Raw genomic sequence first — 12,929 nt, forward strand, 5'->3', positions numbered from 1 at the left:
AACCGCCACAATTGTGACGGTTTTTTGTTATGGTAATACAGTTGCTCCCATTAGATGGCTATCAACTTGTTTAGCTACTTCACGACCTTCATGAATAGCCCATACGATTAAACTTTGCCCACGACGAGCATCACCAGCAGCAAAAACACCTTCAACATTTGTTTTGTAATTTCCATACGCTGCATCTACGCGACGATTTTTCGTTTCAACACCAAACGCTGATAGAACCGGATGCTCTGGACCTTCAAACCCAATCGCAATAAAGACAAGCTGAGCTGGCCATACTTTTTCTGTTCCTGGAATTTCGGTAAAGATGTACTGTCCATTTTCACCTTTTACTTTTTCCATTTGAACCGTATGAAGTTCTTTTAGATTACCTTGCTCATCTGCCACGATTTTTTTCGTTTGAATTGAATATTCACGTGGATCGTCCCCAAATTTCGCCTGTGCTTCTTCATAAGCATATTCAAGATTAAATACATGTGGATATTCAGGCCACATATTATCTGCCGTACGCTCAGCAGGAAGCTGAGGATGTTTACCAAACTGAACAACGCTGCGGCATTTTTGACGAAGAGCAGTAGCTACACAGTCAGCTCCCGTGTCTCCGCCTCCAATAACAATAACGTCTTTTCCTTCAGCATCAATAAATTGACCATCTTTGAAGTTAGAATCTAAAAGGCTTTTTGTTGAAGTTGTTAAGTAGTCCATTGCAAAGTGAACTCCTTTTGCTTCACGGCCTTCTAATACTAGATCTCTTTGCTTCTGAGCTCCTGTACACAAAATGACAGCATCATATTGTTCTTTTAACTCTTCAGCAGTAATGTCTTTTCCAACTTCCGTATTCGTTACAAAATCAATACCTTCTTGTGTCAATAAGCGAACACGTCTTTCCACTACTTCTTTATCTAGCTTCATATTTGGAATTCCATATGTTAATAAACCACCGGCACGATCTGCTCTTTCATATACCGTTACTGAATGACCCGCTTGATTCAGCTGATCTGCGCTCGCTAAGCCTGCTGGCCCAGAGCCAATAACAGCAATTTTTTTGCCTGTTCTTTTCTCCGGAATACGCGGAGTAATCCACCCATTCTCAAAGCCTTTATCAATAATAGCGCGTTCGATATTCTTGATCGAAACCGCTGGATCTGAAATAGCAAGCGTACAGGAACCTTCACACGGAGCAGGACAAACGCGTCCTGTAAACTCCGGGAAGTTGTTCGTTTTCATTAAACGCTCTAAAGCTTCTTTCCAGCGTCCTTTATAAACTAAATCATTCCACTCTGGAATTAAGTTATAGATTGGACATCCAGAAGTAAAAGCATTAATATCCATTCCCATGTGGCAAAAAGGTGTGCCACAATCCATACATCGTGCTCCTTGACGGCTTAGCGCTTCATCAGATAAAGGAGCAGCATACTCTTTCCAATCACCTAAACGTTTTAACGGGTCACGTTCCTTCCCTTTTTCACGTTTGATTTCCATAAATCCTGTTGGTTTTCCCATCGTACTCTCCCCTTTCTTACTGAGCTACCGCTTCTTGTTGTTTTGCCGATGCTTTCTTTTCTTGTTTTGCATTTTCCTCAAACGCACTCATAGCTGCTTCTTCTTCCGTTAACCCAGCTGCTTTTTGCTCTTCAATGCGATTCATCATGCGTTTATAATCATTCGGAATCACTTTTACAAATTTCGAAAGCGATTCTTCCCAATTTTCTAATACAAATGCTGCTTTATGACTGTCAGTATATTTTAGGTGATTTGCAATCATCTCTTTTACTTCTTCTGCTTCTTCGCCTTTTAAGCTCTCAAACCCAATCATGTCTTTATTACAAAGGTTTTTGAATGCTTCTTGATCATCAGCAAATACGTAAGCAATACCGCCAGACATTCCCGCACCGAAGTTTTTACCTACATCACCTAATACGACAACGCGTCCGCCAGTCATATATTCACAGCCATGATCGCCAATTCCTTCAACCACTACGTTCACACCGCTGTTACGAACCGCAAAACGTTCTCCTGCTAGCCCGCTAACATAAGCTTCACCGCTTGTTGCACCGTAAAATGCCACGTTCCCGACGATAACATTTTCACCTGACACAGCTGTTGTTTCCTTAGGTGGAGCAACGATGATTTTACCTCCTGATAACCCTTTTCCGATATAATCATTTGCATCTCCAGTTAGATACATAGACATTCCTTTTGGAACAAATGCACCAAAACTTTGTCCTGCAGAGCCAGTGAATCGAAGAGTAATCGTATCTTCTGGCAGACCTTTCTCACCGTAACGTTTTGTAACTTCACTTCCTACAATTGTTCCAGCTACACGGTTAATATTAGAAATTGGCAGTTCTAACTCGACTTGATACTTATGCTCGATTGCTTGCTGTACCGCTGGCAAGATTTTTTGCATATCAAGAGATTCGTCAATTTTATGGTTTTGAGGTGTTTTAAAAGTACGTACACCTTCAGCTTGATATAAAAGAGTTGTTAAGTCTAAGTGCTGCGCCTTCCAGTGATTTTTTGCACGTTCGCTAACGCTTAATACGTCTGTACGTCCAACCATTTCATCTACTGTTTTAAATCCAAGTTCAGCCATAATTTCGCGTACTTCTTGTGCAACAAATTTCATATAGTTAACGATGTGATCCGCTTCTCCTAGGAACTTTTTACGAAGCTCTGGGTTTTGCGTCGCCACTCCAACTGGACATGTATCTAAGTGACACGCACGCATCATGATACAGCCTAAAACAATTAAAGGCGCCGTAGCAAAACCAAACTCTTCTGCTCCTAAAAGTGCTGCCATGACTACATCTTTACCCGTCATTAATTTCCCGTCTGTTTCAAGCACTACCTTTTCGCGAAGACCGTTTAACATAAGCGTTTGATGAGCTTCCGCTAAGCCCAGTTCCCACGGTAGTCCCGTATGTTTAATACTTGTTTTTGGAGATGCTCCCGTACCTCCGTCGTAGCCGCTAATAACGATAACGTCCGCTACTCCTTTTGCTACTCCGGCAGCAATCGTTCCTACTCCTGCTTTTGAAACGAGTTTGACGCTGATTCGTGCATCACGGTTTATATTTTTTAAGTCATGAATAAGCTGTGCTAAATCTTCAATCGAGTAAATATCGTGGTGTGGAGGAGGTGAAATTAAGCCTACTCCTGGCGTTGATCCACGCACATCTGCTACCCATGGATATACTTTGTTTCCTGGAAGCTGACCGCCTTCTCCGGGTTTTGCACCTTGTGCCATTTTAATTTGAAGCTCATCCGCATTCACAAGGTAATGACTTTTCACTCCAAAACGGCCAGAAGCAATCTGTTTAATCGCACTGCGGCGATTATCTCCATTTTCATCCACAGTGTAGCGGCTAGGGTGCTCGCCACCTTCTCCACTGTTACTGCGTGCGCCTAAACGGTTCATCGCAATCGCTAATGTTTCATGAGCTTCTTGACTTAAAGATCCAAACGACATAGCACCTGATTTAAAACGTTTTACAATCGAATCAACTGATTCCACTTCATCAATGGAGATAGATGAACGCGTTCCATTAAACGAGAATAGGTTGCGCAAGAAACCGATGCGTTCTTCATTAGCCGATTCAGAGAATTTTTTAAATAAGCTGTAATCTCCCTTACGGCAAGCCCACTGCAGCGTGTGAATTGTTTTTGGATTAAACGCATGATGCTCGCCCGTGTGTCTCCACTGGAAGTCGCTTCCTGACTCTAACGTTTGCTCAATTGTTTCAACATAAGCATTGTCGTGACGCGTTTTCGCTTCTTTTGCAATAACATCTAAACCGATACCGCCAAGTTGCGAGGCAGTACCTGTAAAATATTGCTCGATAACCTCTGCACTGATTCCAACTGCTTCAAAAATTTGTGCGCCCCGATAACTTTGCACCGTTGAAATGCCCATTTTAGACATTACTTTTACAACACCTTCAGTAACGGCTTTTACATATTTCTCAACAGCATAGTCATACGATACGTTCAACGTACCTGCGTTAATTTCATTTTGATATGTTGCAAAAGTAAGATATGGATTAATTGCGTCTGCTCCGTAACCAATCAGTGCTGCAAAATGGTGCACTTCGCGCGCTTCTCCTGTTTCCACTACAATGCTCGCCTTTGTACGGTTTCCTTTTCGCACTAGGTGCTGGTGCAGACCACTGACCGCTAATAAAGCTGGAATGGCTACAGAGTGAGCTCCCGCTTCACGGTCTGTCAGAACAAGAATGCTAGCGCCTGCGTTAATTGCCGCTTCAGCTTCAGCAAATACGCGATCAAGATCTTCTTTTAAATCATTTGTGAACACCGCAGAAATAACAGCACTTTTGAAATCTGGATGAATGGCAGACTTCAGCTGATGAGTTTGATTGTTTGTTAAAACCGGCGTCTCAAGCTGAATTCGATGAATGTTTTCTTTGGTTGGATGCAGTAAATTCCCTTCTGCACCAAGCAACGTCATTGTTGATGTAACCAACTGTTCACGAATAGCGTCAATCGGTGGGTTCGTTACTTGAGCAAACAGCTGCTTAAAGTAATTGAACAGCGATTGAGGACGATCAGACAACACGGCTAATGGAGTATCATTACCCATTGAACCAAGCGGATCTTTTCCTTCTGTAATAACTGGAACTAAATATTTATGAATATCTTCATACGTGTAGCCAAATGACTTCTGGCGAATGACCAAATCATCGAAGTATTCAGATTTTTCTTCCTGCACTTCTGGCAACGTTACCAGCTGTTCATCTAACCATTCTTGATAAGGCTCAGCCTGTGCCATTTCAGATTTAATTTCTTCATCTGAAATAATTCGGCCTTCTTCTAAATCGATTAGAAGCATTTTACCTGGGCTTAAACGATCTTTATATAACACATTTTCATCTTCAACATCAATGACGCCTACTTCTGATGAAAGTATGATGTAATCATCTTTTGTAACATAATAGCGAGCTGGACGTAAACCGTTACGGTCTAAAATAGCACCGATTTGCTTTCCATCCGTAAACGAAATAGCAGTCGGACCATCCCATGGCTCCATTAATGCGCTATGATACTCATAGAAAGCACGTTTTTCTTTTGACATGTGCGGATTCTCAGACCAAGGCTCTGGAATAAGCATCATCGCTGCATGGGCTGGCTTGCGGCCGGCCAATACAAAGAACTCTAGCGCATTATCTAACATGGATGAGTCGCTTCCTTCAGCATCTAAAATTGGAAGAACCTTCGGCAAATCCTTACCAAATGCGTCCGAAACAAACTGCTGTTCACGCGCTCTCATCCAGTTTTGATTACCGCGAAGCGTATTGATTTCACCGTTGTGAATTAAATAACGGTTTGGATGTGCTCTTTCCCAGCTTGGGAACGTGTTTGTGCTAAAGCGAGAATGCACTAAAGCAAACGCTGAAGTAAAGTCTTCATCTTGTAGGTCAAGATAAAAAGCATCCACTTGTTCAGGTGTTAACAACCCTTTGTACACAATTGTTCTGCTTGAAAGACTTGTAAAATAAAAACGGTTTTGACGTGCCTGCGCCCAATTTTCCGCTTGCTTACGAATAACATATAGCTTGCGCTCAAACGCTAAGTCATCTTGAATACTGTCATTTGCCCCAATAAATACTTGTCGTACGTATGGACAGCTTTCTTTTGCAACTTTTCCGATTTTTCCGACATTTACAGGCACAGTTCTCCAACCTAATAACGTTTGTCCCTCTTCTTCAATTAATTTATTAATATAAGCTTCAATTTCTCGACGCTCGTCTTCATTATTTGAGAAAAAGATCATTCCAACTCCATAACGACCGTTTTCTGGCAAGTTCAGTTCAACGCATGTCTTTTTAAAGAACGCGTGTGGAATTTGTACCATTAATCCAGCTCCATCTCCTGTTAGCGGATCACTTCCCTGTCCGCCTCGATGGTCAAGCTGGCAAAGCATGTTTAGTCCTTTTTTAACGATATCATGTGACGCTACGCCTTTCAATTGAGCGTATAGTCCGATTCCACATGCATCGTGCTCAAATTCAGGACGGTAGAGACCTTGAGCTTTTGGCATTTGATTGTATGTCATCTTCTTCTCCCCCGTTCGTTTTCTTTATCTTTTTAAGATCACCTGTTTACATTGTAAGTTTTCAAATCAATATAAACAATATATAATTTAGATAAAACCAATCTAATTTTGATATATATAGATGGAGGATGCTTATGGAACTGCGTCAATTACGCTATTTTATGGAAGTTGCAAAAAGAGAACACGTATCTGAGGCGGCAGAATATCTGCATGTAGCTCAATCAGCAATCAGCCGTCAAATTGCGAACCTGGAATCTGAGCTAGGTGTTAGTTTATTCAAACGTGAAGGAAGAAATGTCAAGTTAACAGCAATAGGAAAAGTCTTTCTTGAGCATACGGAGACGGCTATGAAAGCTATTGACTATGCGAAAGAACAAATTGATGAATACTTGGATCCCGAAAGAGGAACGATTAAAATCGGATTTCCAACAAGTCTTGCTAGTCACCTTCTTCCTACTATTATATCAGCCTTTAAAGAAGAACACCCAAATGTTGCTTTTCATCTTAGACAAGGTTCGTACAAATTTTTAATTGAATCGGTTAAAAAAAGAGATATCAATATCGCTTTTTTAGGCCCTGTACCTGTAGAAGATCAGAGTATTGAAGGGCATATTCTATTCACTGAAAATCTTTTAGCCCTTGTTCCTTCTCATCACCCGCTCGCTGAACGGGATAACATTCGGCTGCGGGATTTAAGAAATGAAGATTTTGTGCTATTTCCAAAAGGATTCATTTTACATAAAATGGCCTTTGACGCTTGCAAACAAGCAGGATTCATGCCCAATATTTCATCTGAAGGAGAAGATTTAGATGCGATTAAAGGTCTTGTATCTGCAGGAATTGGCGTGACACTTCTTCCTGAAAGTACAGTGTCTGAAACGACTCCTCGTTTTACGACTAAACTTCCTATTCATACGCCGCAGCTTCAGCGGACAGTCGGAATGATTATTCCTAGAAATCGTGATTTAGCACCTTCTGATAAAATTTTTTATAAGTTTGTCAAAACCTTTTTTGAACGTTTGGAACAGTATAAATAAGAGAGGCCCCCTGCCTCTCCTATTCTTTGCTTTACACACTATTCCTCAGCTGATCAATTGTATAAATAGATCTTTTTCCCCTAAAGCTAACAGGCATTGACGCTTACCAGACTCTTTCTTATACTGAAGTAACTGACTAAAAAGAAACAAGGTGACTGCTATGGATTTTAAAATTAATTTTTTATCATTTTACGTAATACAAGTAGAAGGAAAAGAAGAACAGGCCTCTAAACAATATAAGCATTTTCAAACGCTTGATACGGAAGAATATGAAGAAAGTTCCATTAAAGATTTTTTAGACGGTGAATTTAAAAAAATTGTAAAGCGCAAAGTAGAGCGACACCCCAAAGCAGAACAAGTGCCTACAAAGCTCGGGTATTTTATAGTTGAACCGGGACACGCTCTCGACTCAAACCCTAATTATAATTTATTTCACCGCACTCGTTTTGCCACAACCAAAGAAGAATTTGAAGAAAACAGCGAACAGTTTATCAATGCGTACCTTGATACTGCAGCCGTTCGAGGAGGAGCATTTTTAGTGGTATCTGCTGTTCCAAGAAAATATTTTGATCATGCTTTTGTGTTTATTTTAAAATGTGACTTCGAACCAAAAGTGGCTTCAATTTCAGATGAATCAACCCTTATTCGTCACGTAGAAATGGCGATTACTACTAAAAACATGAAATCCATTCAATACCCATACATGCCTGAAGAAGGCATGGTCGAAGAAAGCGAACTCGTTATCCACCAAGCGTCTCACGCTCGTTATTTTGAAGACTTTTTGAAATTCATTGATTACAACGAGCCGATGCCTGAGATTATGAAAACACAAGTGATGGATATGGTGCGTGAACACGTCAGTGAAACGTTTGAAGCAGAAAGCGTAGAGCTTGAACAGTTTGAATCGGACATGGAACTGTGGGCAACAAGTGAAAAACGTGAGCTTCAAGAACGTTTGGATACCCATCAAGTCATGGAAGCTGCTGCTCATATCGTCGAGCATACCCCTGATGCCGAGCTTAAAATGAAGCTTGGCGAAACAGAGATTAAAGGACTGTTAGCTGATTTTGGGGAAAATATTCACTTAGCGAAAGTAAACGGACGCTACGTGGCGTTAATTGAAGCGGAATCGATTCTGTTTGAAAAAGGCGCGTCTCCGATTGAGTTTCATAAGCCAGGTGATTTGCACGGGATTATTGAGAAAATCAACAGTAAGAAATGGGAAGAATAAATAAAAGGAAGAGAGCTGTGTATCTGCTCTCTTCCTTTTATTTAACTGAACTAGTAGCTCTATTTATCCACCTTAATTCTCTACTAATTGACTCACCGCAACATTTTGTTCATTTTCCGGCTGACCTAGCGGATAAATTCTTGCCGTATCATTTTCTTCGCTTACATGTTGAATATAAACGGCCGTATCGTTATACGTAACGTTAGCCATAACGGGTGAATCAGCAATTTGTTTTGCTCGCTGCTTGTCCACGTTTCTTCCCCCCTCTATGCTGATATACATATAAGGTTTACTTAAAGAATGGATGATATTCGCCGTTTAGAATCGTTCTAGCGCTTTTTAGCGGTGCGGTAGCCAAGGTAAAAGATGAAAGAAGTATAGATAATAAATGCAGCTCCAGCTAGCAAGATCATTTTGTGATGATGCCAAAGGTCTACGTATGTTTTGATGAAGACCCCTTTTGTAAGTAAAATATATTGATACACAATAAAACCAACCGCGAAAGCAAGAAACAGCACGCGAAACAAACGAATGAAATCAATGTTAGATAAAATGGAAGCAGCTTTTACCCAGGGCGATGTAGGAGGCGGAGCTTTTTTGGTGCTGCGGCTCTTCGGCTTTTGTTTCTTTGCAGGCGGAGCTTTTGATTCTTCTATTTTAGGTGCTGGTTTTTGTTTCCCTTGAGCCATCGGTCACTTTCCCTCTTTCTTAAATAAAGTGTCTAAAAAAGAAGCTTTTCTATTTTGCATATTCAAGAAAGGGTTTGCTATCTCCTTTTTCCTCTTAAAAATATTTTCCTTTTTTAAAATACAGAATGTCTTTAGGTATGTGCCTATAGCATTTTTCTTATCTTCGCATACGTTATATCGTGTTTGATTTGAAGTTACTATTTAAAAGGAGCGGTGCCCTAATGAACCCTTATTATTTCAACCCTGGATATATTCCTCAGCAAGTTGATTACTCAGTTCAACAATACTATCCCCCTTACGTACCACAGCATGAAGAATACGATGAAAGACAGCAACTTCAAAATCTTGGAGGATTTGAACGAAGAATTCGTGCTCTTGAGAGACAAAATGAGGAGCAAGTCAGAGAAATTACTCGCTTAAATCGAGTTGTGGAGCGACATACTGACCGTATAAACAGATTAAATCAGCGCTTACGCAATGTAGAAAGAAGACTTAACATTCCATTTACAGCAAGCCAGGACGGATTTTAAACTTACCTTAAGCATTCCCGTTTCTTTTGAGCGAGAATGCTTTTTTACATATCTTCCGTCGTTTTTGATAGCACGAAGGATATTTGATTAAACTTTACATAAAATAAAATTCGACTATAAAAAAGAAAAGGAGAAAATCACATGAAATCCCCTGTTGTTATTTGTCCTAACTGTCATTCTCAAAAAGAGCTCGCTACCGTTTTAACTGCTCAGTCCAATCAAAACGTTATCTATATATGCTCAGCTTGCGGCTATAAGCTGACAAACATTAAAACAAGCAAAGGATAACCAGTATCTCTCCCCTCACTTAGTACCTATACTTAATACGTTCTTCTGTCCACATACAAAAATTAACGTTTACGTAAATGTTATTAATTTTGTATACTGATAGTATTATGGGAAAGGGAGTTGAAGAAGTTGAAGTTTAAAATGAAGGAACGCGGGCAGCTGCATTTGAGTCCGGAAGGAAAACAATTGATTTTAGACTTATACGAATCAAATATGATGGAATCTGTAAATGAAGCTTTGGATGCTGAAACAAGAAGCTTTCACAGCGGAAAAGCCGACGGGATACAGGCTATTCTACTTCTTTTAGGGGTACAGCTAGAAGAAAACTCTTCACAATCATAAATAAATTCCCTATAAAACACATAAAAGCAGACGCACTCTTCTGGTGAATGCGCCTGCTTTTTATGATTCTTCCTGCTCGAATTTTACAATTGCAGCCTTAGCACGATCTCTCAGTGACAGAAGGTCAGACTCTACTTTTAAGATGTTTTTCTTTTTCTGTTCAATCAGCTTGAGCTGCTCTTCTACCGTATGTAACACTTGCTCTAACTTTTCTTTTTGTTGACTTGTTCCTTTCACTTGCCTATAATCCATCTTTTGTATTTCAAGAGTATCACTTAAAGCAAGAAATTCCTGTAATTCTTGAAGTGAAAAACCCATAACTTCTTTGGCATTCGTAATTTTCTTTAAAAATTCTACATGTTCTTCCGTGTACAGACGAAATCCACCTTCACTTCTTGGAGGTGCTGGCATCAGTCCAATTTGTTCATAATAACGAATCGTACGTTTTGTTAAACCGCTTTGCTTCGCTACATCATCTATTTTTAGTTCACTCATTTTTAAATCCCCTTTAATCAATTAACAATGTCAACTTTTCGTACTTTTTACTATTATACACTAACGCTAGATATCTCAAAACAAATCTGAACAGCTGTGCACTTATTTAAAAATAAATAAGCAATTTCTTTACCCTTTTTTAGAGTAAAAAAATTGCTTATACAGTATACGCTGGGTTCTTTTCTCTAAAACCTTATCATAAATGCCGTTTCTGTTAATTTACGATTTAGCATACAAATTAATAAATTTGTTTTTGAGACTTCTTATTTCTATCGACTAAATGTTTATTAACTTGTATGTAGCCTTCTCTTTCTGTACTAGCCCCGCCTGCGCTGAGTACACCGATAGCCACGCATGCTATCCAACCTAGTTTCATTATAACAGAAAGCGCTTACATAATAAAGTGTTATGCTTTAATTTCTAAAAAGTTATAAATAAAATCAGCAGGTCTTTTTCTAGCCCCTGCTGATTTGTTAAATAGAACTAGCGACGATACACCTTTATGGAATAGTAAATAAGTCGTCTTAATAAGCTACTTTATAAATCAAAAACCGTTCATATGGATTTTTACGATTCAACTCTGGCAGCATTACCTCTTCTTTTAAAATGAAAGAAGGGTGTTTTTCGAGATGATGAAGATAATCCTCTGAACTATAATACAAAATTAAATCAATCTCGCGCTTATTCTCTTCCCACGAAAGCAAAATATTGTTCACTACTTGGATAAAAATTTGAACTGAAAAAGGATTAAAAAAATAAAAGCAGTTGTCTAGTGGGTGAATCTTATATTCCTGGGCTAAACAACACTGAAAATAAATATGACTTTTTCGGCCCTTGGCTTTTTTTAAATAGCGCCTCTGATTATCTATGGCCTGCTCATAGAAGTGCTCATTCATTTCTATCCCTACAGCGGTGGCATTACATAGGTAGTTCACATAAAAATTCAGCCTTCCTTTCCCACACCCGAAGTCGACAATTCTATCGCTGCTTGTTAGCTCATACTGACTGAAAAGTGCTTCTAATGCACTATAAGGCGTGGGTTCATAACGATGGTAATGAAATGAATCATTAAATCCCTTTTGTTCTCCCGTTGTTTTTATATTTAATAAAGCGTCATAATATTGTTCATTCATGGCCAATCTCCTGTTTATAGTTGTCGAAAAAGAGAAAGAAGGACAGATGTCCTTCTTTCTCTTTTTACTCACTCTACTTTTACGCGCATTTCTGATATTTTAAGACCAATCTCTTCGATTAACTGCACAGCTTCCGCTCGTTTTTGATCATCTAATGTGCTGATTTCTGGTATGTCTATGCTTTTTAAATATCGATAAGAGGCTTTAAGTCGTTCTAGGGTATCTTCTTGGTCAAACTTTTTCATGATTATCTCCTCCAGTTTATGTAGTTACTATATGTATACCACAAACATGTCCGTAATAAATCTAACCTGTTTAATAAATACTAAACGTATCTGATTTATCTAAGAGGAAATGCACTTCTAATAGCTGATATATACTCAAAAAATTCCTGGGTTTTCGAATTTTTACGTTCATTTCTCGTGTTAGTTGAAAAAAAAGCTTCTCTTTGCCCTTTACTTATCTCAATTTGCACACCCATCCGCCTAGCTGTTTTATTGGTTATATTTCTAGGGCTGGTACCGGAAACAGGATCTTGATCTGATAAAATTTCTGTACTAAAGCCTTTAGAAACAAGCGCTTCATGTACTTTGGACCTTAACGCTTTGTCAGCACCGCCGATTTTAGTATGCTTTTCACTTTTGTCGTTGTATCCATGAAAAGATACTGCATAGTCTTCTTTTGATATAATCGTTAACGCATGAGGTTCATCAAAATGAGTGGATGTGATATGAAGATCGGCATTTCCTGATTTCTTTAACCCTTCAAATATATAGTACGAGTATTCGTTGCCCGCTAGGCCAACAGCAAGTTCGGATGTTCCAGTTTCGATACCTCCGCCGTGTATCGCGAGCATAATAATGTTAGAAGGTCTGATTTCAAATTGAATTTTGTAGTCTTGGTTGTATACTTCATAAGAGGCAAGTTCAGAGAAGCTAGCATATTTATCTGGCATCATATATCCTCCTTGTGAATAAGACATAGTAAATAAACTTATTAGTTCTTTCTTTAATGTACCACATCTTTTCTTTCATCACATACTATGTGATTGCAATTACCAATAAATATGGTACGATTAAGTTCGAGTTTCTTGCTCGTTAAAAGT

13 protein-coding genes are annotated in these 12,929 nt (G+C 39.2%); 5 read left to right on the forward strand and 8 right to left on the reverse strand.

Features of this window, described 5'->3' with window-relative positions; translation table 11 throughout:
* Nucleotides 1–27 precede the first annotated feature (27 nt).
* Complete coding sequence (gene gltD / locus AC1VNJ_RS17080; RefSeq protein ID WP_013082931.1) at nt 28–1,509, reverse strand: glutamate synthase small subunit; 1,482 nt, start codon at nt 1,507–1,509, stop codon at nt 28–30.
* Between the two features lie 16 nt (nt 1,510–1,525).
* Complete coding sequence (gltB, locus tag AC1VNJ_RS17085) at nt 1,526–6,079, reverse strand: glutamate synthase large subunit (protein WP_028413562.1); 4,554 nt, start codon at nt 6,077–6,079, stop codon at nt 1,526–1,528.
* Nucleotides 6,080–6,213: 134 nt separating this feature from the next.
* Here gltB and gltC point away from each other — a divergent pair, with 134 nt between their 5' ends.
* Nucleotides 6,214–7,116 (forward strand): glutamate biosynthesis transcriptional regulator GltC, encoded by a 903-nt coding sequence (gene gltC, locus AC1VNJ_RS17090; RefSeq protein ID WP_013056801.1) that lies wholly within the window; start codon nt 6,214–6,216, stop codon nt 7,114–7,116.
* A 160-nt stretch (nt 7,117–7,276) separates the two neighbouring features.
* Nucleotides 7,277–8,347, forward strand: coding sequence for a DUF3900 domain-containing protein (locus AC1VNJ_RS17095; RefSeq protein ID WP_033578829.1), 1,071 nt, complete (start codon nt 7,277–7,279; stop codon nt 8,345–8,347).
* A 72-nt stretch (nt 8,348–8,419) separates the two neighbouring features.
* Here the strand turns inward: AC1VNJ_RS17095 and AC1VNJ_RS17100 are convergent, their stop codons facing one another.
* Nucleotides 8,420–8,599 (reverse strand): small acid-soluble spore protein H, encoded by a 180-nt coding sequence (locus AC1VNJ_RS17100; protein ID WP_028413564.1) that lies wholly within the window; start codon nt 8,597–8,599, stop codon nt 8,420–8,422.
* 77 nt (nt 8,600–8,676) lie between these two features.
* The gene (locus AC1VNJ_RS17105; protein WP_251440521.1) at nt 8,677–9,036 is read right to left on the reverse strand and encodes a hypothetical protein; all 360 of its coding nucleotides are present in this window, start codon (nt 9,034–9,036) and stop codon (nt 8,677–8,679) included.
* Between the two features lie 221 nt (nt 9,037–9,257).
* Between AC1VNJ_RS17105 and AC1VNJ_RS17110 the strand changes: the two genes are divergently transcribed.
* The 3 genes from AC1VNJ_RS17110 to AC1VNJ_RS17120 all read left to right on the forward strand — a co-directional run bounded on the left by AC1VNJ_RS17110 (nt 9,258) and on the right by AC1VNJ_RS17120 (nt 10,196).
* Nucleotides 9,258–9,566, forward strand: coding sequence for a flagellar hook-associated protein FlgK (locus AC1VNJ_RS17110; RefSeq protein ID WP_013056797.1), 309 nt, complete (start codon nt 9,258–9,260; stop codon nt 9,564–9,566).
* 141 nt (nt 9,567–9,707) lie between these two features.
* Entirely contained in the window at nt 9,708–9,854 is a 147-nt protein-coding gene (locus AC1VNJ_RS17115; RefSeq protein WP_098626789.1) for a hypothetical protein, read from the forward strand.
* A 129-nt stretch (nt 9,855–9,983) separates the two neighbouring features.
* Nucleotides 9,984–10,196: a hypothetical protein gene (locus tag AC1VNJ_RS17120; RefSeq protein ID WP_028413567.1), complete on the forward strand. Its 213-nt coding sequence runs from the start codon at nt 9,984–9,986 to the stop codon at nt 10,194–10,196.
* A gap of 60 nt (nt 10,197–10,256) precedes the next feature.
* Here AC1VNJ_RS17120 and AC1VNJ_RS17125 read toward each other — a convergent pair whose 3' ends face one another.
* The 4 genes from AC1VNJ_RS17125 to AC1VNJ_RS17140 form a co-directional block, all read right to left on the reverse strand.
* Nucleotides 10,257–10,691 carry a MerR family transcriptional regulator gene (locus AC1VNJ_RS17125; protein ID WP_033578828.1) on the reverse strand — a complete coding sequence of 145 codons (435 nt, stop codon included), beginning with the start codon at nt 10,689–10,691 and terminating at the stop codon, nt 10,257–10,259.
* 524 nt (nt 10,692–11,215) lie between these two features.
* Complete coding sequence (locus AC1VNJ_RS17130) at nt 11,216–11,824, reverse strand: methyltransferase (protein ID WP_028413569.1); 609 nt, start codon at nt 11,822–11,824, stop codon at nt 11,216–11,218.
* A 68-nt stretch (nt 11,825–11,892) separates the two neighbouring features.
* Nucleotides 11,893–12,069 (reverse strand): hypothetical protein, encoded by a 177-nt coding sequence (locus AC1VNJ_RS17135; RefSeq protein WP_165573411.1) that lies wholly within the window; start codon nt 12,067–12,069, stop codon nt 11,893–11,895.
* 95 nt (nt 12,070–12,164) lie between these two features.
* On the reverse strand, nt 12,165–12,779 hold the full coding sequence (locus AC1VNJ_RS17140; protein ID WP_223546553.1) for a poly-gamma-glutamate hydrolase family protein: 615 nt from the start codon (nt 12,777–12,779) through the stop codon (nt 12,165–12,167).
* Nucleotides 12,780–12,929: the final 150 nt, after the last annotated feature.

The sequence above is a fragment of the Priestia sp. 3CA3 genome, assembly GCF_056836725.1.

What these genes read in the sequence shown, in the direction of transcription:
- gltD (WP_013082931.1), bottom strand. Translation starts at nt 1,509, where the DNA reads ATGGGAAAACCAACAGGATTTATGGAAATCAAACGTGAAAAAGGGAAG.
- gltB (WP_028413562.1), bottom strand. Translation starts at nt 6,079, where the DNA reads ATGACATACAATCAAATGCCAAAAGCTCAAGGTCTCTACCGTCCTGAA.
- gltC (WP_013056801.1), top strand. Translation starts at nt 6,214, where the DNA reads ATGGAACTGCGTCAATTACGCTATTTTATGGAAGTTGCAAAAAGAGAA.
- AC1VNJ_RS17095 (WP_033578829.1), top strand. Translation starts at nt 7,277, where the DNA reads ATGGATTTTAAAATTAATTTTTTATCATTTTACGTAATACAAGTAGAA.
- AC1VNJ_RS17105 (WP_251440521.1), bottom strand. Translation starts at nt 9,036, where the DNA reads ATGGCTCAAGGGAAACAAAAACCAGCACCTAAAATAGAAGAATCAAAA.
- AC1VNJ_RS17110 (WP_013056797.1), top strand. Translation starts at nt 9,258, where the DNA reads ATGAACCCTTATTATTTCAACCCTGGATATATTCCTCAGCAAGTTGAT.
- AC1VNJ_RS17115 (WP_098626789.1), top strand. Translation starts at nt 9,708, where the DNA reads ATGAAATCCCCTGTTGTTATTTGTCCTAACTGTCATTCTCAAAAAGAG.
- AC1VNJ_RS17125 (WP_033578828.1), bottom strand. Translation starts at nt 10,691, where the DNA reads ATGAGTGAACTAAAAATAGATGATGTAGCGAAGCAAAGCGGTTTAACA.
- AC1VNJ_RS17130 (WP_028413569.1), bottom strand. Translation starts at nt 11,824, where the DNA reads ATGAATGAACAATATTATGACGCTTTATTAAATATAAAAACAACGGGA.
- AC1VNJ_RS17135 (WP_165573411.1), bottom strand. Translation starts at nt 12,069, where the DNA reads ATGAAAAAGTTTGACCAAGAAGATACCCTAGAACGACTTAAAGCCTCT.
- AC1VNJ_RS17140 (WP_223546553.1), bottom strand. Translation starts at nt 12,779, where the DNA reads ATGCCAGATAAATATGCTAGCTTCTCTGAACTTGCCTCTTATGAAGTA.